Origin of the sequence: Sporolactobacillus mangiferae (assembly GCF_023336505.1) — a bacterium.
GTDB classification, from domain to species: Bacteria; Bacillota; Bacilli; order Bacillales; family Sporolactobacillaceae; genus Sporolactobacillus; species Sporolactobacillus mangiferae.
The window spans coordinates 18,621-38,108 of record NZ_JAMAST010000022.1 but is presented as its reverse complement, the minus strand read 5'-3'; the positions used below and the strand labels follow the sequence as shown (position 1 = coordinate 38,108).

The window sequence follows — 19,488 nt, the reverse complement described above, 5'->3', positions numbered from 1 at the left end:
AGTAACTAATTTGCAAATGGAATCTGAAATCTATTTTTGTAAAAATGGTTATGTTGACATGTCATACCGCATGATTGCATTAATCCGTTCAATTTTTTCATCGCCCCTAAACAGTTTCACTTTTTGACATGTTTTAGGGGTATTATATATTTATCAGAGGAAGATAAATACTTGATTGAGCCGATTTCAAGGCGAGATGAGCATGCTGAATGGGCATAATTATTTCGACAAAGGATAAAAGGAGCGATGAACATGGCTTATGTTGTTGATTTTAAAAACGTGTCTCAGATTGGATTAGAATCGTCACCTGTAGCAGAAGCGCTTGCGGGTTTACGTGCCAATGAGGCGCGTTACTTTATGAATAAATATCAGCATCAATTTACGGTTTTAGCAGCTGAGGAAAGTCAGGAGACGCTTGACTATGTAAACCGAGTAAACCGAATTCTGAAAGAAGAACGTGATCTTCAGTTTGCGGCCAGGCCGCTTGAAACATCGCGTTTTCAAGTGGAAAATATCAAGTTTGCCTATGTCTTCTATGAGGACGGCCTTGAGATCAACGTGATGTATACGGTCGATAACCCTAAGAAACGGGCCGTCGGTTTTAAGCTTTCTGAAGGGATGGAGGTGCCCATGGAGTTAGAAGGAACGTTTAAGTTTGCCCGGCAGAAGTCTAAACTTGCCGGAACCATTCGGGGTTCATTCTTTGTCATTAAAGGTGAATATTAAAGTGGGCAAACTCACGAGTGGACGAATTCTGCCCTTCTTCATGCCAAGTCCTTTTAATTACAGACCAAAAGAAATTCTATATTATATATGGGGAGAACGCTGGAAAGCAACAGTATGATTTGGCGTGCTTTTATTGAAATCACAGCAAAACAGGCATCACGCACTCTGGGGCAGGCGAGACGCCTGTCATTAATTTATACTATAAGAAAAAATTTAAGGAAAATAGTATAAGTGCGACGGCGGCTTCGCCTTTGCCAGAAGCCTGGTGAAGCCAAGTTTTCTAATGGTTATTTATTCAGCCTGATGATGTCTTCTAACGATAGCCCGGTTAGCTCAGAGATGATGCGGAGATCCATCTTCCTTTGCAGTATGCGCAGGGCCGTCTTCTCCCGAGCTTCAGCTCTCCTTGTCTCATTTCTTAGCGAGGATTATTCAGCGGTTCCCTTTTGTAACGATTCGAGGTCAATAAACGTTTAAAGAAGTAAGTAGAAAAAAGGAGTAGATTTTAATCGTGAATATCCTTATTTTAGGCGGAACGGTTTTTCTCGGGCGGCATCTGGCAGAAATCGCAAAGAGAAAGGGGCATTGCGTGACTTTATTCAATCGGGGCAATCATCCGGATATTTTGCCCGATATTGAACAGCTGCATGGCGATCGCGACGGGGATTTAGCGGTACTGAAAAACAGAAGATGGGATGCCGTTATTGACACGTCGGGCTATGTGCCAAGAATCGTCCATAAATCTGCTCACCTGCTTGCTCGGCGAACCGATCACTACACGTTTGTATCAAGTATTTCTGTGTATCATGATTTCAATCAGAAAAACATCAATGAACAGGCGGCTGTCGGCCAATTGATGGATGAAACGGCAGAAAATATAAATGGAGAAACATATGGCCCGCTGAAGGCACTTTGTGAATCAGCCGTTCAGGAGGAGATGCCAGGCCGTGCACTGATCGTCCGTCCCGGTCTGATTGTCGGGCCCCATGATCCGACTGATCGCTTTACTTATTGGCCATGGCGGATCATGAAAGGGGGGACCGTACTCGCACCTGGTGATCCGGATGCGCGGATCCAATGGATCGATGTCAGGGACCTGGCCTTATGGATTCTGAATATGGCAGAAGGAAAGCAGACAGGTATCTATCATGCGACCGGACCAAAAGAACCGTTGACCATGAAGACCTTTCTTGATTCCTGTGCCCAGACCCTGAATGCGGAAGTACAGTTTCAGTGGGCAACAGAAGAATTTTTACTTGAACAACATGTGACTGCCTGGACTGAAATGCCGCTCTGGATCCCTCTAAAAGAAAATATGAACGGATTTCAAGCCGTGGATCATCGAAAAGCCATCCAGTCCGGACTTACATTTCGCCCGATTCAGGAGACAATCCGTGAAACAGCGGAATGGGCTTGCGAAAGATCTGCTGACTATGAGTGGAAAGCGGGAATGAAATTAGAGCGCGAACGGGATTTAATAGAGAAAATGATACATAAAGCGAAATAAACGAATGAGCTGCTGAGGAAATCAATAAAAAGTTCAGTTAGGCACCACCGTTGACAAGATGCAGATTCGCTGTCCAATCACCCTGGCTGCAAACGCAGAGACGGCCTGGAAACTGCTTCAAAAGAATCGAGAGAGAGGCCCCCCTCGATTTTCGTTTGAATAATCGAAACACACTTTTTAAGTGCCGTCTTCAAAACGATGATGGAAGTGAAAATGGTTGAGCCTCTGTCGATAATCCATCGTGAATATTGATTCTGTTACAGAAATAACAGGAAAATTTAATGAACAAATGGACTTGCAGTCTATAGGTTCATGGGCCAAAGAACTTTCACTGGCAATCAAAGATGTAGTATTCTCCTGAATTTGTCTTACGAATGGTCTTATTAGTGTAGGCGTTTTTTATGAGCGTTTAATCGGCGCTCTATTTTCGTGCAGGAAAATATCTTCGTTTGGCAAAGTAATTAAACACATTATAATGCTAAATGGAGATGATCCTATTGCAATTAAAAGTAATCAATGAGGAATCACACGTTGTCGGAGCGGCGGGAGGAAATTGGGGAGATACAACAAACATTGTCTATGAATGTCCGTGTGGCAAAGGGAAAGTATACTACGAACACGATGATATTCCTGGTTACAGAAATAGAAATATTTCTTGTGATTGTGATGACTGCAATCAAAAATATGATTTTGGAAAGGGAATGGCAACACCAAAAAAATAACACATGTTAAAAAAACGGATCAAATAATAGGAACAAGATGCCAATCATGGTGTCCTGTTTTTGTATACACAAATTTAGGAGGTTGTGCAGAGATGGCGAAACCTTTGTTCGAGATAAGGGTTGACGATATGGATTCTGTTCCGGTTGTTTACTACAACGGAGAGAAGATTGATAAGGGAAGGGTTCATGTCAGTTATGAATGGGAATCGGCTGAAGACGATAAAAACTTTGGCAAACATCATATGACCATTAAGTACATGGATAAGGATGCAGGCAAGTATCCAGTCATTCGGACGATCGAGAATGAGCGATTATGTCATGAAGCCATGGGCTAAGACCTTCTATCGATCCAAGGCATGGCGAACAACGCGACAAGCCTACTTCACTTCATCGAGAAGCATGGATTGTGTGAACGATGCGGTGCGCCGGGCGTGATCGTGCATCATAAGATCTATCTGACACCAACGAACATTATTACCACTCAAATAAGTAAAGCGGGCGGTGGAAGCAATAGTTCCGATGGATCGATCGGTGCAGGATTTTTCGTGCCAGGGCATCTCACGCTTACTGATCGTATCAGCAGCCGTATACTGCCCTGATTTGTAGTGATGAAGATCGATACCAATGTAGGCGTTGATTTGATTCGGAGAATCGAAGTGGGAACAAATTCCCCAATTCAGCGATGATCGCAGTCAGGCAAATCTGAGATAAACGGAGTATTCCGGGAGCGTTTCGGCTCGCAGTTGCTTCTCGATTCCCGCTTTTCGCTGGGCGGAGAGCGTTAGAGTCTGATCGGCTCAGTAAGACAGCCTATTTCACTACTGGTGATTCATTGGGGACGGCCGGATAAAAAAACTTGTGGTACATCGAATCGACTGTTTTGCCAGCCTCGGCACGTTGACGTCCAATGAGCTTCAGCGTTGACTGGAGGATCTGTTCTGTTACGTCGGCCAATGAATGATCGCTCCCCTCTGTGACTGGTAGAATCGTCTGACTAGCTGATAGTAGACCTGTTTAGTATGGATTAGAGTCATTTGTTTCAATTCAGAGAAGGTGGCTGTAAAACGCGATGAATCCGGTTCTTCGCATCACTCGTGAGCTGTTTATAAAGAAACAGTTCGGATTATTTAGTTGGGCGTACATTGGCGCTTGAGCAGCTGTTTGCAGTCGGTTCAGTGGGAACTCGATTAGGCTACCGGCGAACCTCGTTCGAATCTGTTGTATTCGGATGGAGCCGTTCTCGCTGCATTGGTGATTTAAATGTGATCAACAGGCTGACGATCTGTCATCGCCACTGCTTCCAATATTTGTTAACTTATTTACCTTCATTTATAATGCCCCCCAATCTTACCTGCACGATTAATCCATTTCCCACCTAGAAGTAAAGAGGATCCGTGAAGCAAAGCGGTTTTGCCATATTTATTATAAATAGCGTCTACTGCGGTGCTTAATTTCTTCTTCTGTTCGACCCGGCCGAATAAGTCCAGTTGGTAAGATGACATCGGCTGTAAATCTGAAAGGGTGACGGAAACACCGCATACAGGTTCATGGTCCCAATTATCGGCAAATATATTCAATGCCTTATGATAAATGTCTAGTCCATAGTCAGTAGCTGTATCAAGTTTCATTTGTCTAAAAATACTCGAATAATCAGAGACATGAAAATGTAGTGAAAACCTTCTCTACGCAAAATTTGTCGAAAAATATCGATGCAGTGATTATGTAAAATCTATTGTGCTCCTATTTGTTTCTCCAATATAATCAATCTATGCTCAAATGAATGCATAGATGAGAGATCTGAAGGTCAAGAACCTTTGGATCAACAGGGGGAAAATAAATGTTTTTCACACAATTGAAAAAATGGCTATGCACACTGCTCTGTGCGACACTAATTATCAGTCTCTTACCCAGTGTTGCTTCTGCAGACAGTGCAGGGAGCCAAAAAGAAAAGGTGCATCCATCTGCTTCTACTACTGCAAATGTAAACAAGAAGCCTCAGACAAAGAAAGAATTGGTTTCGGCGCGCGATGCCTATTCAAAAACACTTGTTGACGACACGGGGCAGCTCACCAAGGAAATATACGCTGAACCTATTCACAATAAATTTAAGGGTAAGTGGGAGAATATTTCGGACAAGATCGTTTCGGATACAAGCTCTGATGAAATGCAGACCGATGCAACTCAATTAAAAGTTAACTATCCGAAAAAATTACAAAAAAATAAGAAAATCAGGTATCGATTTGGTAGTGATACATTAACCATTGATCAAATTAAAGCCTTTGATGACTCGGGTGAAGTATCGCCTAATCCTTCATCCAAAATGGAACATAACAAAAATCAACTGGTCTATAAAGATATATTTCCAGGTATGGATTTACGCCACATCTCTTTCAATAAAGAAGTGAAAGAGGATTGGATCCTTCATGAATACAAAGGGATTCATCAATTCGAATACGATCTTCATACGACGCTCAATCCACATGTAAATGATGACGGTTCCATTGGTTTTTATAAAGACGAAGCGTACAAACAGAACATATTTATGATGCCAAGACCCATAATGGAAGATTCAAATATTAATCCTGGTTTAGGAAATGGAGTCAAGTCCTCAAAAGTACACTACGAGCTCGAACAAACAGGGGATCAAAGTTATAAAATTCGTCTTATTGTGGACAAGGATTGGTTAACTTCACCAGATCGTGTATATCCTGTTTACATCGATCCATCGGTTACACTAAATGTGTTGGCCGATACTTTTATATCAAGTGCTTACCCTACGACAAACTACAATAAAGAATGGGATTCCACGCAAGGTGAGTATGTTTTGAAAGTAGGGAAATACGACAGCACAACAGGGACAAACTATGCGTTTATTAAATTTGCTATCGTTGGTGAGTTAAAAGGCGCAATCATCGACTCGGCTAATTTGAACGTATATGTCACGCATTCTTATTATACAACGCAAAAGACAGGTCTCTGGGTCGATCGTGCGAACAGTTATTGGAATGCAAACCAATTAACATGGAATAATCGTCCGAGTTCGACCAATATTACAAGTACATCCGTTGCGCGTGATCAGTGGGCTACTTTAAACGTAAAAAGTGCGGTACAAGGTTTTGTCAAAGGAGATTATTCAAATGAAGGATTTAAATTCCATACCAATGGTAATGGCCAAACCTATTGGAAGAAAATAACTGCCGGCGAAAGTGCGAACAAGGCAAAGTTAGCGATCAGTTATCATTACCCAACGATGACGAATCCGTCCGTCACGGCCGCTCAGAATGGGATCGGGCAGTCAACAGGGTACGTCAATGTCAGTTGGGCGAAGGCTGATGGAGCGAGCGCTTACGAACTGCAATTGTTCGACGGAAAAGGATTTGAAACGGTCTATTCCGGAAGCGGAACAAGCTGGACATCAAAAGGTAAAAATATCTTTCCGAAGGCACCCTATTCCAGCAGTTCAACGTATAAGCTGGACGGGACGGGAACAGAATTAGCTGTGAATCCGAGCGATTTCTTTTCTGCTAAAAGTGGGACTGCCACCACGCGAAAGGATTACGGATTCCGTGTCATTGCGAAGTATCCGGGTGGGAACAGCCCGGCACTGCCGAAGTGAAAAAAGCGATACCGGCGAATCTTGTAGATACCCCCAACCGTCCGACAGTGAAAGCCTACGCCTATCCGGAAAACGATGCAACAAATAAAGGTCGGGGATGGCTTGATTTCTCATGGAACGCAGTTCCTAATGCAACAGGATATAAAGTTCTGATCTACAACGGGAAGGGTTATGAAGAATATAATGTGGGCAATGTGACAAGCTGGTCAACAAAGGGGCAGAAATTATGGCCGACTGATGGTGAAATCACATCAGGTGGTTATCTGCAGCATCATAATAAAACCGGCTCAGAACTGCCGATTGATCCCAATTCAGTCTATCAAAATGCCATAGCTGCAGGCGGGGATTATGGCTCTTTCCATCGCTATTCGATTCGGATTAAGGCCTATTCTGCACTGGGAACCACTCCTTTTTCTGATTCTCAGTATGGCTATATTCCACTGGACACGCCGAAAAATGTCGCTGCCAGCGGGGACTTGACCGATACGGTTAACAACTTGGGGGCTCTGAATGTGACCTGGAGTCCGGTGACTGGCGCGGGCGGCTATCGGGTAGAGCTTTCTGATGGCAAAGCGTTCCATTCCTTTGAAGTCGGTAAAGTGACCTCATGGAGCTCCAAAGGGATCTCGCTATTTAGCAACATCACGGATCTGCCCATGGATCCAACGCATCAGTATCAGATTACCGGAGCATCGCAGTCCTTGATCGATCAGAAGGCCTATCAGGTTCATGTCCGTGCGTTCCGATATAACGATCAAAATGCTTCATCAAGTGAAAAAGGGAAAATAAGTGGAGAACGAGGAGTAAGTTTGGCCTCTTCGGATCAATTTGTCACAATTGCAAAGCACGGAGACCAACTGGGACTCGAAGATTATTTCACGTATGATAAGCATGAGATGGGGAATGCCAAGGGTTCGGTCAATGTAACTACCGGTAATTTAGTGATGCAGTTTGATGATCAGGCACTATTTACGCGCAGTCCCATTGACTTCACATTGGTCCGAAGTTATAACACCCGATCAAATCGCCAGTCCGCATTCGGGGAGGGGTGGACATTCTCCGGCAATGAACGGCTGACAAAGAAAGATACTTCGGCGACACCGATAATCACATATGATGATGAAGACGGCACGAGTCATACGTTTCTCTATGACACGGCTAAAAGTGCCTACGTATCGCCTAAAGGAAAATATCTGACCTTGACAAAGGAAACGGTGAACGGAACAAGCGGCTATCGTTTGAAAGATACCGATGGCTTCTCGAAACTGTTCGAACAAGACCCCAATCAAGTCGCGCAGTTTCGACTTTTTGCCTATCAGGATGCCAATCAGAACGAAATTCGGTTTACGTATAATACGGGCGATCAATTGACCCAGATTGCTGAGGTGGATCATTCCGGTGTACTCGTTCGAAATCCGATCCAGTTGACCTATACGAATGGGAGAATAACGAAACTGACCTTTAAAGATCGTTCGATTGAGTACCAGTATGATGGAGATCGTCTCGTGCAGACAACGACCCGGGCGAATGGAACGACCCGAACACTGACGAATCAGTTTGACTATGATGAGGACGGTCAGATGACCGAATTCACCGACAGCAAGAGCAATGTGGATACAATCAGTTATGACGCTCATGAACTGTCGATACTTGAACCGCAAAAGTCCGGAGCTGAATCCGTTTCCACCACCTATCATTATGATGATACGAACAATGGCTATGAAGTGAGTGATACGACGGGACGGACGACCTCCTATCAGCGGGACACTGATCACGATACGTACGCAGTCGCGCATACGGAAAATGCAGACGGAACGATGTCAAAAGTGACTTATGATGACAATTACAATGTACTGACGGATACCGATGAAAATGGGAAGTCGGCAACCCATACGTATGACAGTCGTGGGAATACGTTAAGTGATACCGACAAGGATGGCAAGACCACCACTTATCGGTATGATGATCAAAATCATGTCATCGAAAAAACCGATCCCGATGGCACAAAAACGACCAACCAGTATACGGGTGCCAATTTGACGCAAACTCAGATCGGCGAAGAGATTACTAAGTACAGCTATGATGAATATGGCCGTCAAACGAAAGTTGTTTATCCAAATCAGACGTACAGTACAACGGACTATCAAGATAGCAGCCTTAAAGAAGTCGAAACGGATGCCAAGTGGAATACCACCACTACCGCATATAATGACTACGGCCAGACGATTCGTGAGACGGACGCTGACGGACGGACAACGCAGTACACCTATGATCCGCTGAATGCAGATCTTAAGACGTCGGTAACTGACGGCAACGGCAATAAAACAAGTTACACCTATGACGATAACGGCAACATGACGTCTCTGACTAATGCGAAGGGGAAGACCAAAGCCTATACGTACAACGGCAACAATCAGCTTCTGGCGACGGAATTGCCAGTTAACGGAACCACCACGATGAAAACATCGAACACCTACGACGCAAACGGGAATCTCGCGAAAGAAACCTTGAATTCCGGGATTACGATGCAATATGATTATGATGAGGTCAATCAGGTGACGAAAGCCACGGTTCAAAAAGCAGGACAAAATGTCTTGGGGTGGTCGAATACGTACGATGATGCGGGTAACCCAACCGAGCGCACTTATACGGATTTAACCACAAACACTCCACTAGTGACAAAGAAATGGGCTTATACCGCTGAAGGACTGCTGACCAACTACATTCAGGGGAATTTCCAAACCAAGAACAGCTACGATGCCAATAGTCAGCTGACGAAGCAGAACGTGTCGATGACGGAGAGCACGCAGCCTTTAAATTTAGATCAGTCGTTTGCCTATACGCCGGAAGGAAAAGTGGACAATGTCAAGGTTACTGAATCCGATGGAGCTGACCTGCTTCAGCTTGCGTATACCTATGATCTGACACATAATAAGACGGCAATCAATCTGAATAACGGGCTTTTCACCAACAGCTATACCTATGACGAGGCCAATCATTTAACCGGATTATCGTATACAAAGGGCTCCGACGGTTCAGCAACACTGAACGTTTCTTACAGCTATGACCATTCGGGGAACATCACCAAGGCTTCAGATTCGGATGGGGATTCAACGTACACGTATGATGGAAACAGTCAGCTAACGAAAGAGGTTCTTCCGGATGGAACGACGAATACGTATACGTACGATAGCGTTGGCAATCGGACAGCCAGTCAGGTCAATGGAACAGCCGCTACATTTACTTACAATGACGCCAATCAGATTCTGACGAAGAACGACACGGCCTTTCGCTACGATGTCGATGGCAATTTAATTCAGGATGATCAATTTAACTATGCGTACGATGCACTTGGCAATCAGACGAAGGTGTCAAAACTTGATGGAACGGAAGTTGCACGGTATGCCTACGACGAAAATGGGTTGCGTACGAAAAAATTTGTTGGTGATCAGACCAACGAATACTATTATGACAGTGACAGCAATAATTTGATTCTTGAAATCACAAAAAGGGGAAATGATCTTCAATCCTATCACTATTACCAATGGGATCCGAACGGTCATGTCGTCGGCATGGTTGTTAAAGATAAGGACTCCTCCGGCAACTGGAAAACGACGCCTTACTATTTCCTGACAAATCAGCGCGGCGATGTGGTTCAAATTGTCAACGAATCCGGCGACAAAGTGGGTTCGTACACATATGATGCCTATGGAAACATCCTTAGTGAAGACGGAGCCATTGCCAAAGATAATGACGTTCGGTATGCCAGCTACACCTATGATTCAGAAACCAAGCATTATTATTTGCAGGCTCGTTACTATGACCCTCAGAATGGCAACTTTTTATCCATGGATCCAGATTCAGGCGATGATGATAACACACTATCGCAAAACGGATACACCTATGCGGAAAATAATCCGATGATCAATGTGGATCCTGATGGAAATTTTGCATTGGCAGCGATACTATTTATTCCAGTGGTGGGTGAATATGTTGCGGCAGGAGTATTAATTGCTGCTGGGGCATATTATGTTGGCTATGGAGTTTGGCATCTCTCAAGAAAAGCTAAGTCAATATTTATGAAAGCACAGAATAACAAAAAAGTAAAAAAACAAATTAATAGTTTGGAAAAAAGAGTACGGGAGCATAAGCAGAAACTTAGACGGAATCCTCACTCAAGAGATAGAAAACACTGGGAACATGAAATTGAAGTATGGGAAAGAGATATCGCAAAATTGAGATCTAAATTGAGACACTGAATTTCACATACTTAGGTGGTGGTGATTGTAATGTTAGAAATAGCAAACGAGTTTTATAGAAATGCTAAAATGTACTGTGATTTCATTGATATTATTGATGACTCGTTAAACTATAAATTACTACTTGAAAAGATTCTAAATATTTATGCGAGCGGAGTTAAGTTATCAAAGACTGAATTTGATCAAGTTGAATCAATAAATGATAATATTTCTTATCCAAATCTAAATATTGGGAAAAATGACTACTACTGGGAGGTATTTGATGCATATCAACTCGATGAGCCTATTCATGCGAGTTTGACCGACGATATATCGGATATTTATCATGATTTGCAGGAAGGAATATTATTATATAACAAAGGAAAAACGGAGGGTGCACTTGGAACTTGGAAGTTCAGTTTTGAAACTCACTGGGGGAGGCATGCCATTGATGCTACTCGCGCTTTACATTCAATTGTTTTTCGAATTACTGATGAAGATTAATAAAATGTATTTGATGTCCTTAACTATTTACTTAACGTTGTGTACATGTGATCGTGGTAGGAGGTTCATATATAAAGACTTATTGTTACAAGCATAACAGGCTGCGGATAAGGATTCAGAAAAGTATGCGATCATTCAAACAATTAAAATGAACACTGGCAATGAAGCCATGAAGCCATGAGCTAAGACCTTCTATCCTGCATTCCCGAAATGTATAACGAGAAATGCTTAAAAACGTTGATGTATATCTGTTTGTACCGATTTTTCACACTCGTCCCACATTGAAATTTGTAACGATTTATTCAAAGAGAAAATGGCTTTAAATTAAGGATTCTACAAACATCGTTACAAAATTCGGAAATACAGGTTCTATCGATCGAAGTCCTGGTGCATGATTCATAGAAAAGTATGGATGTTGTGAACGATGTGGGGTGCCGAGTGTGATCGCGTATCATAAGATCTATCTGACAACAATGAACATAAACAACCCAAGTATTTACAATTTAATTAAATAATATAAGAAATACCCATCCACTCCTCAATATGGATGGGTATTTCTTATATTAGGTTTGCTATTTCCCAAACAACTCTATTATCCATGGTATCAAATGATCGTGCAAATCAAGCTTTTGGCAAAAAGAACGGTTACACGTGATCAATACTATGGTTTTTTGTACCCCGTGAGAGGTTAACAGGTACGATTTTTATTAATTAATGCTTTTTCTTGTAAAATTTGGGCAACGCTGTTTAAGCTTCGAGCTCTCTATTTTGTCTTTCAAGATACTCAATTTCGTGAACGACGGCATAATAAATCACTCGATCAACGAGACTTTTTTTGTGATTCTGTTCATAGTTTTTCAATTCGACAAGTTTAGCGTTATTGATTTTGATCATCGCTTCAATTCCAGACATTATTAATGGCCCCTTTTTACTCGCTTACCCCATAGCCCTAACTCATGACAACCGCCCCACGACTACCCCACGAATTGCCCCAAGCATTCTTAGGGCATCTTAATTAGGATTGTAGAATGTTTGATATACCTAGCTTTTCTCAAGTAATCGTAGTCAAAAATATCATGTTCTGATATCCTCAATAAATTTTACATACGTTTAGACTGACTTTACATTTCATGGAACTGTCTTAATGTTGCGCGGTTAAAATAAAGGGGTAAAGAGGCTGACAGTAGATTTTTTACTGGATATCGTCTATTCCTTCAGTTCTGGCAGGTTGCGATCCTTGGTTCATACTTCGATGATTACAGGGGGTTCCATTGATGAAACTCGCCATTTTTACGGATACGTACACACCTCAGATCAATGGCGTAGCGAAAACGTTGAAGCGTCTCACCGACTATCTGAATCGCAAGGGCATCGATTATATGGTCTTCGCCCCGCAGAATGTAAACGATGAATGGGAAAGCGTCAGTATTCAGAAGATTAAAAGCATCCCATTCGCCGTGTATCCGGAATGCCGCCTTGCTCTTCCAACGCTTCATTTTATTAAAAAGCAATTGATTCGTTTCCAACCCGATTTAATTCATGTAGCCACCCCGTTCAACATGGGGCTGATCGGTAGATACTATGCGGGTAAGTTGAACATTCCTCTTGTTGGCTCCTACCACACTGATTTTGATGCTTACCTGAGCTACTACAAAATGGATTTCCTTTCTCCCATTCTCTGGCATTATCTGCGCTGGTTCCACAATTCCCTTCAAAGAACATTCGTACCTTCACAAGTGACGAAGAGGCAACTGGAAACCAGAGGTTTTAACAATCTCAGCATCTGGAGCCGAGGCGTCGACTGTCAGTTGTTCCACCCTCAGGATTCAGCTCAGGCCATTCGCCGGAAATATGGGATACACTCAAAATATATGCTTTCCTTCGCCGGACGGCTGGCACCAGAAAAAGATATCGATACTTTAGTAAGGATCATGAAAAAAGTAAATGAAAAGTGGGGAAATGATGTGCATTGGCTGATCGCCGGAGACGGACCGCTTGCTGAGCAGACGAAGGCCATATGCGGTGAAAACGTAACGTTCACCGGTTATCTGACACCTAGCGAACTGGCACAGGTTTTTGCCAGCTCCGATTTGATGGTATTTCCTTCGCCGACGGAGACCTTCGGCAATGTCGTGCTGGAGTCAATGGCGTGTGGCACGCCGGTCATCGGAGCAGACAGCGGCGGCGTCAAAACGATTATCAGCAATCATAAAAACGGAGTTCTCTGCGAGCCAAAAAATAGTGATGCATTTTCAGAAGCTATTGCTTCTCTGCTGAATAATACGATGCTGCGGCATTCAATGGGGCTCGCGGCTCGCCATTACGCGCTTGAACAAAGCTGGGATCGGATTTTTGGGGCCTTGCTGAATGAATATATCAGGACACTTGACGGCGAGATCCATAGACTTGCCGCCCATGGATAAAACGTGATTCGGCAGACCGTCCTGATTAAGAGACGGGTACAACACGGTTTTCCTGATTACCTGGGAAAACGTGCCTGCCGGTCATGCATGTATAACTGACAAACCGTGGGGTTAAGAATATTGTACAGAACGTTGAAAGCGGCAGTGACCGGAAAATGTCGGGCGATGACCGGAAAACGGCACTCAGTGACCGGTAAATCTCGCGGCATAGCCGGAAAATCACGCTCAATGACCGGAAAATGTCGAGTGATCTTACCATCTGCTGATTTTGCTGCGAATCATATGCCGCAATTCATCGGGCATCTTCACAACACTCAGATCATCACCCAGAAACAGCAGCCACTCGGCGTAAGCAGCCAACTGCTGTGTTTTTTGTGTCTCGACAAAATCCGAAAATTCGGCTGATTGTTGAAAAGCGTCTAAATAGCGCAGGCTGAGCATGGGAAGGTGCATCTGCCTGAACTTAATGATTGCTGAGGGTCCAAGCCGAATGATTAAATTAGGTTTACGTCGGCTGGCTTTGATCAATGCCAGAAGCTGCTTTTGCGGCACAGGTTTTTGCACGTCCGTTCGTGCAGCTTTGATCCGATCAACGCGAAATGTTCGCTGTTCCTGACGCAAAAAGTCGAAGGTCGCCGCGTACCAGTTGGTGTTGCGATTGAAGAAATAAAGCAGGTATACACGCCGCGTTGTCTGCTCACCATGCGGCTTCTGGTACTCAATGATGAGATATCGGCTCTTTAATGCGAGTTCGAGTACAATTCTCAGCATTGGAGTGGGGAAATCGCTGAGTTCCAGTAAATCAGGATTATTGGGATTGGTGTTGTCGAATTGAAGCAAACGTTTCAGCTCGATGAGCTCATCCTGCTGACCGGTTGAGGCAATGGCCAGCAGCTTCTCACTCAGTGTTTTGCGGTTTTGCAGATAGGGCAGTTGCTGGTTTGCCGTTCCGAGAAACGCAATAAACAAGGCTTTGAGTTCATCATTGGTAAATTGCACGGCGGGCAGCAGCTGGTTATCCATAATGGAATAACCACCATCGCGACCGACCTCAGCAACAAGCGGCATGCCTAGTGCTTCAATGTCGTGCACGTCACGAATCGCTGTTGAACGTGAGATGCCAAATTCACGCATCAATTCGCTGATCGTAAAGAATTGCCGGTTATTCATGTAACGCATCATCGTATTTAAACGTTCTGTTCTTTTCATCTTTGAGGCTCCCGTTTGCTAAACTTTACAGCCTATTTTCCGTCCCATTAAATATTGAAAAACAGGAAGAGTTCCACTTTTTCCGTATGAATTAATATGTGTAAACAAAAAAAGCAAAAGGTATCATTTTTTGACATGATTAAGCGGTACACTAAGTATATCAAAGAAAAGGAGCGACAGACATATGTCCAATTACGAAATCCAAACAAAAGATGCATTCACTGTGCTGGCCTATGGTACAAAGCTTCCCGATGACTACGCACAGATTCCCGCAGCTAAAGCAGCCTGGTGGCAGACGGTCATGAATGATGGTCGCTGGGATCAGTTAAAGCGCCTGGCAGACAATGATCTGGAATTTGCAGTCAATGAAGCGGTTAACGGTGAGATGTGGTATTATTCCGGTGTTCAAAGCAATGCTGAACTGCCTGAGGGCAAAAATACGCGGGCTATTCAGTTTCCAGCCGGTGAATATCTTGTGATCGCTGGTTCAGCAGACAATCCGGGACAATTGTTCGGTCAATTGGAAGGCATCGCCTTTGGCGAAATCCTGGCTAACGCGACTGATTTCGCCTATGTCGGCGGCCCAAATACGTCCGTGCAGACGAGTGAAACGGCCGGTCAGGTGAATGGGGAGATCTGGATTCCTATCGTCAGAAAATGAGTGAACGTTGCGCAGCGGCTTTGTATTTTCTCATCATGTGGGAATCCCAGGATCGTTTACCCGTCATTTCCCGAATGCGAACAGTGTGAATAGCGGGTGTCGCTCTTATGAATTTCCGAACACTAAAAAACTCGAACGGACAATAATGTGATCCGTTCGAGCTTTTTGTTTATATGATTATCGACCGTTCATTATTGATGCACACCGCTTTTGGTGTGGTGGTGGCCTTTAGAGAATAGATCCTGATAATCCGGTGCTTTCACTTGCTGAACGTTAAGACTGCTCTTGTAAATGCCGTCCTGGACTAATTCGACATTCCCTAAGCGTGCGCCTTGATCGTCCAGTCCCCATACTGCGATTGAAATGTTGTTTTTCCCGTGCTCATTAAGCAGCCCGGATGGCAGATAGAATTCGTGCTGCGGGCCCAAGTTGTTGATGTACTGGCCGTACAGCCAGCCATTGACATAAATGTAGGCACGGTAATTGTAAGACGGATCATCGGTAATCTTAAGCGCGATCGGAACATCATAATTTTTCGGGATATTCAGATCGAAACTGTTTCGATACCAGCCAACGCCTGCTTCGCCCTGATTATTCGGCAGACTGACCTTCCGCCAAGCTGAATCCCGGTAGCCCGGCAGAGTCCAGCCGTTTCTTTCGCCGTACAGACCGCCATAGTTATAGGCACCGCGCGCGGTATCTTTAAGGTCTTCGCCGCCTTGATTACCTTGGATGCGCCATTGAATCGTTTCGTTTGATACGTCAGTTCCTTGCAGGCTTGCCTCTCTCAATCCTCGGGCATTCTTGAAAGTTGGTGTTATTCCCCAGTTTTCCTCGTGACCCATGTTGGTAACCATTACAGACACAACATTGTCCTGGTCCTTTTTAACGGCATCCTCAGGGAATGTGAACGTTTTTCTGCCGTCGGCGCTGCCCAGGAATTTACCATTCAGCCATACCGAATAGGCTCCGTGACTGCCACTGCTCCCGTAGAGCTTAATTCCTGTTTCATTGCCGCTTCCGTTAAAATGGCCTCTGAACCAGACGTTGCCGTGATGGAATCCGTAATCATCACTGTAAAGGACAGGCAGGGTCGTAGGCTTCGTATTGCTGTTCGTCGTTGTGTGATCAGCGATGGTCCACTGGCTGTCATCGAAATTCAGTTCTGTTTCCGGTGAAGCTTCCTGATAACGCCAGGTCGTTAATTTCGGTAAGCTAACCTTTCGCGTATCCGGGCCTGCCAGATCGACCTCAAGGCTGCCATTAACCGTTCTCGCGCGAACGCGTTCGCCATTCCAAGTAACGGTCTTCACAAAATCAGGTGCATAAACTTTTAACGTTGTTCTCTTATCCGTGTCACCGGTCAATGCAAGCGTTCTGCCTTTGACGGAGGCGCTGCGAACAAGATACGAACCACTTTCCAAAATCGTGCCGGCATGAGTCTTTTGCTGCCATAATTGGCCTGCTTCATCGTCGGTACCCAGCAGCAGCATCAGGTTCTGTCTGCCTGAACGAATGTCAACCTGAGCCAGACCCTGATATTGATTGGATAAGGTCAGATAACCTTCCTTTTCATTCCATTGATAATCGACCTTACCCGATCGAACGTTGACCTGCGGTTTTCTGTCGAATTTTAACACGGTTTCGTTCTTGTCGCCTTTTTGAGAGTAGAAAACGGCGACATCCTTACCACGATTCGAGTAATTGGTCATCATTTCAGCCGTCGAATAAACCAGCTTCTGATGACCGAATTTATAGTTGGCAATTAAAATTTTCCCAGCCTGGCCGTTTAAGGTTACCGGCACGGTTTTGTTCACATCGGCGCTGTTAATGTTCAGTGAAACTTCATCATTATTCGTTGAATCTGCCTGTTCATGACGCAAAATATAAAATTGAGTTTGTGTCTTCGGATTCTGAAGCTTGGCTAAACGAATGCTTGCGTTGTCCGCCATCGGTCCTTCAGATAAGCTGTCCGTTTCATAAATGGGTTTCACCGCATCAAGCATGTAGGCAATTCGTTTTTGCCCTGCGGTCTTGGCGTCAATAGTTCGGTTTTCACTGATCGCCGCGCCGTAGTCATACGATGTGTATACACCCGGGAACGGCAGATACCCCCAGCTTGTCCCGCCATAGGTCATATAATAGCTGAGTAAAGTGGCGCCTTCGCCAATAATATTTTTATAGACGACATTCTGATAGTCGGCATTGAATTTTTGCCGCATGGCATCGTAACCGACACCGCCCCACGGATCAAACCAGCCGTTGCCGAGCTCAGCGACAAAAATCGGGCTGTTGGGCGCGTATTTATGTGCGTCACCAAAATTGGTTTTCAGGTTGCCAAGCGTTTTGGTATATGAATCAAATGCATACATATCCGGTGCGCCTGTTCCTGAAGCCCATTGGCTTCCGGGACCGTCCTGCTGATTATGGAACGTCGGAACATCGATTCCATCGGCTTTAACTTTGTCGATGATGTTCTGCATATAGTCCGCATCACCGCTGCCGTATTCATTTTCCACCTGATACAGGATCACATTGCCGCCCTTAGTAATTAAATGCTTCTTAATAATAGGATCAATGTGGCTTAACCATTCTTCGTAAGCGGCGGTATAAGCCGGATCACTGTTTCTGACTTTGCCTTCTTCTTTAGTCAGCCAGTTCGGGAAACCACCGGCATCCGTTTCAGCATTGACGTACGGACCTGGGCGGGCGATGACGTACAGTCCCGCTTCCTTTGCCATATCCAGCAAACGATTCACGTCACGAATACCGCTAAAATCGTAAACGCCCTTCTTGGGCGAATGGTAGCCCCAATTGAAATAAATAGTCACGGCATTAAAGCCGTTTGCTTTCATCTTTTGAAGAACATCTTTCCACAATGAAGGGCTTGGCAAGCGCCAATACTCAAATTCACCCGAGTAAATGAATTTGCGCTCGCCGTTGATTTTCAGTGAATAATGATCAAAGGAAACAACGGCACTCTTGTTTGTGGTTTTCGAGACGGAATCTGCCTTCACGCTGGTTGGAGTCCCCAGCAGGTTTGCACATAATAAACCCGCTACCAAGACGAGAGAACCCCAAAATTTTTTTTGCATAACCTCCACCACCTTTTTAATTTCAATTTTATGGTAACGCAATACAACATCTTTTTTAAGCGCTTTCATACCTATAAAAATAAAAAATACCTGTGTTTTGGTATTAAATCCATGCTACATTTGGCCTTGATTTTTAAGAAGATTGACAATGACCGACCGTTCGGTTATTATAGAAACATGAAGAGCAAAGATAAAAATAAGTTACCCATGATTCGAAATGCAGTTTTTGACCTGACTTCAACGCATGACCTGGTTAATTTGTCCATCAGTAAAATTGCGGCCGCAGCCGGAATATCCAAATCAACGGTATACGTATATTTTAAAGATAAGGAAGAGCTGCTTTCCAAAACGTATATGTATGTCAAGGATCTGATGGATGAAGGCATTACGGAAGTTGAATCTATGCATCCGGATTTGGAAGCACGTCTGGGGGCGTTCATTCGCCATTTTGTCACTCGATTCCAGCGTTATCCTAAGGAAGCAAGGTTCATGGAAGCGATTCAGTCGAACCCGAGCATGGTAAGCGAAGAAGCACACAAATATGCTGAGACCACGGCTGCTCCCATTTACAGGGCTTATAAAGAAATAATTGAAAATCCGAAGTTTGTTCGTGCACCGGCTTATGTGTATGCGGCTTTCTTTTCATTGCCCATGAAGGTGGCGGAGATGAATGGAACGCTGAATGACCTGGAACTGGAATCAATCATCCGCATGGTGCTGAATGCAATGAAAGTACGTGAATGAAGCTCATACTTTTATTGCATATGAAAGCTGCTGGCGGGGCAGC

General features: G+C 44.2%; 15 protein-coding genes and 1 pseudogene. 10 read left to right on the top strand and 6 right to left on the bottom strand.

The genetic code is table 11. The features are described 5' to 3' along the window. The first annotated feature begins 252 nt into the window (after positions 1–252). From M3N64_RS12815 to M3N64_RS12800, 4 genes are all read left to right on the top strand, one after another. Complete coding sequence (locus M3N64_RS12815) at positions 253–726, top strand: DUF8821 family protein (protein WP_249103290.1); 474 nt, start codon at positions 253–255, stop codon at positions 724–726. Positions 727–1,237: 511 nt separating this feature from the next. Continuing rightward, on the top strand, positions 1,238–2,233 hold the full coding sequence (locus M3N64_RS12810; protein WP_249103244.1) for an NAD-dependent epimerase/dehydratase family protein: 996 nt from the start codon (positions 1,238–1,240) through the stop codon (positions 2,231–2,233). A 497-nt stretch (positions 2,234–2,730) separates the two neighbouring features. Continuing rightward, positions 2,731–2,955, top strand: coding sequence for a hypothetical protein (locus M3N64_RS12805; protein ID WP_249103241.1), 225 nt, complete (start codon positions 2,731–2,733; stop codon positions 2,953–2,955). A gap of 92 nt (positions 2,956–3,047) precedes the next feature. Further along, entirely contained in the window at positions 3,048–3,290 is a 243-nt protein-coding gene (locus M3N64_RS12800; RefSeq protein ID WP_249103239.1) for a hypothetical protein, read from the top strand. A 42-nt stretch (positions 3,291–3,332) separates the two neighbouring features. On the opposite strand, the gene M3N64_RS14220 is transcribed toward M3N64_RS12800, so the two are convergent. The 3 genes and pseudogenes from M3N64_RS14220 to M3N64_RS12790 all read right to left on the bottom strand — a co-directional run. Beyond that, a complete protein-coding gene (locus M3N64_RS14220; protein WP_368389918.1) occupies positions 3,333–3,623 on the bottom strand; it encodes a transposase in 291 nt (96 codons plus the stop codon). Positions 3,624–3,765: 142 nt separating this feature from the next. Continuing rightward, positions 3,766–3,909, bottom strand: a complete 144-nt coding sequence (locus tag M3N64_RS12795; RefSeq protein WP_249103223.1) for a hypothetical protein — start codon at positions 3,907–3,909, stop codon at positions 3,766–3,768. Positions 3,910–4,280: 371 nt separating this feature from the next. Next, positions 4,281–4,625: pseudogene (locus M3N64_RS12790) on the bottom strand (DinB/UmuC family translesion DNA polymerase); the annotation flags it as partial. A gap of 167 nt (positions 4,626–4,792) precedes the next feature. Here M3N64_RS12790 and M3N64_RS12785 point away from each other — a divergent pair. Genes M3N64_RS12785 through M3N64_RS12775 form a run of 3 tightly spaced genes read left to right on the top strand, consistent with a single transcriptional unit; the run spans position 4,793 to position 11,313 of the window. Further along, positions 4,793–6,571, top strand: coding sequence for a DNRLRE domain-containing protein (locus M3N64_RS12785; protein WP_249103205.1), 1,779 nt, complete (start codon positions 4,793–4,795; stop codon positions 6,569–6,571). Beyond that, positions 6,568–10,830 (top strand): RHS repeat-associated core domain-containing protein, encoded by a 4,263-nt coding sequence (locus M3N64_RS12780; protein ID WP_249103174.1) that lies wholly within the window; start codon positions 6,568–6,570, stop codon positions 10,828–10,830. The genes M3N64_RS12785 and M3N64_RS12780 overlap by 4 nt, the downstream gene beginning before the upstream one ends. 30 nt (positions 10,831–10,860) lie before the next feature. Further along, entirely contained in the window at positions 10,861–11,313 is a 453-nt protein-coding gene (locus M3N64_RS12775) for a DUF5063 domain-containing protein (RefSeq protein WP_249103171.1), read from the top strand. A 747-nt stretch (positions 11,314–12,060) separates the two neighbouring features. Here the strand turns inward: M3N64_RS12775 and M3N64_RS12770 are convergent. Next, positions 12,061–12,225 carry a hypothetical protein gene (locus M3N64_RS12770; protein WP_249103168.1) on the bottom strand — a complete coding sequence of 55 codons (165 nt, stop codon included), beginning with the start codon at positions 12,223–12,225 and terminating at the stop codon, positions 12,061–12,063. A 362-nt stretch (positions 12,226–12,587) separates the two neighbouring features. Here M3N64_RS12770 and M3N64_RS12765 point away from each other — a divergent pair, with 362 nt between their 5' ends. Continuing rightward, on the top strand, positions 12,588–13,736 hold the full coding sequence (locus tag M3N64_RS12765) for a glycosyltransferase family 4 protein (RefSeq protein WP_249103165.1): 1,149 nt from the start codon (positions 12,588–12,590) through the stop codon (positions 13,734–13,736). Between the two features lie 252 nt (positions 13,737–13,988). Here the strand turns inward: M3N64_RS12765 and M3N64_RS12760 are convergent, their stop codons facing one another. After that, on the bottom strand, positions 13,989–14,945 hold the full coding sequence (locus tag M3N64_RS12760; protein ID WP_249103162.1) for a helix-turn-helix transcriptional regulator: 957 nt from the start codon (positions 14,943–14,945) through the stop codon (positions 13,989–13,991). A 184-nt stretch (positions 14,946–15,129) separates the two neighbouring features. Between M3N64_RS12760 and M3N64_RS12755 the strand changes: the two genes are divergently transcribed. Beyond that, complete coding sequence (locus tag M3N64_RS12755; protein WP_249103149.1) at positions 15,130–15,606, top strand: GyrI-like domain-containing protein; 477 nt, start codon at positions 15,130–15,132, stop codon at positions 15,604–15,606. Between the two features lie 191 nt (positions 15,607–15,797). Here the strand turns inward: M3N64_RS12755 and M3N64_RS12750 are convergent, their stop codons facing one another. Continuing rightward, on the bottom strand, positions 15,798–18,701 hold the full coding sequence (locus M3N64_RS12750) for a glycoside hydrolase family 35 protein (protein ID WP_249103146.1): 2,904 nt from the start codon (positions 18,699–18,701) through the stop codon (positions 15,798–15,800). 207 nt (positions 18,702–18,908) lie between these two features. Here M3N64_RS12750 and M3N64_RS12745 point away from each other — a divergent pair, with 207 nt between their 5' ends. After that, on the top strand, positions 18,909–19,445 hold the full coding sequence (locus tag M3N64_RS12745) for a TetR/AcrR family transcriptional regulator (RefSeq protein WP_249103132.1): 537 nt from the start codon (positions 18,909–18,911) through the stop codon (positions 19,443–19,445). The last annotated feature ends 43 nt before the right edge of the window (positions 19,446–19,488 follow it).

What these genes read in the sequence shown, in the direction of transcription:
- M3N64_RS12815 (WP_249103290.1), top strand. Translation starts at nt 253, where the DNA reads ATGGCTTATGTTGTTGATTTTAAAAACGTGTCTCAGATTGGATTAGAA.
- M3N64_RS12800 (WP_249103239.1), top strand. Translation starts at nt 3,048, where the DNA reads ATGGCGAAACCTTTGTTCGAGATAAGGGTTGACGATATGGATTCTGTT.
- M3N64_RS12785 (WP_249103205.1), top strand. Translation starts at nt 4,793, where the DNA reads ATGTTTTTCACACAATTGAAAAAATGGCTATGCACACTGCTCTGTGCG.
- M3N64_RS12775 (WP_249103171.1), top strand. Translation starts at nt 10,861, where the DNA reads ATGTTAGAAATAGCAAACGAGTTTTATAGAAATGCTAAAATGTACTGT.
- M3N64_RS12770 (WP_249103168.1), bottom strand. Translation starts at nt 12,225, where the DNA reads ATGTCTGGAATTGAAGCGATGATCAAAATCAATAACGCTAAACTTGTC.
- M3N64_RS12765 (WP_249103165.1), top strand. Translation starts at nt 12,588, where the DNA reads ATGAAACTCGCCATTTTTACGGATACGTACACACCTCAGATCAATGGC.
- M3N64_RS12760 (WP_249103162.1), bottom strand. Translation starts at nt 14,945, where the DNA reads ATGAAAAGAACAGAACGTTTAAATACGATGATGCGTTACATGAATAAC.
- M3N64_RS12755 (WP_249103149.1), top strand. Translation starts at nt 15,130, where the DNA reads ATGTCCAATTACGAAATCCAAACAAAAGATGCATTCACTGTGCTGGCC.
- M3N64_RS12750 (WP_249103146.1), bottom strand. Translation starts at nt 18,701, where the DNA reads ATGCAAAAAAAATTTTGGGGTTCTCTCGTCTTGGTAGCGGGTTTATTA.
- M3N64_RS12745 (WP_249103132.1), top strand. Translation starts at nt 18,909, where the DNA reads ATGATTCGAAATGCAGTTTTTGACCTGACTTCAACGCATGACCTGGTT.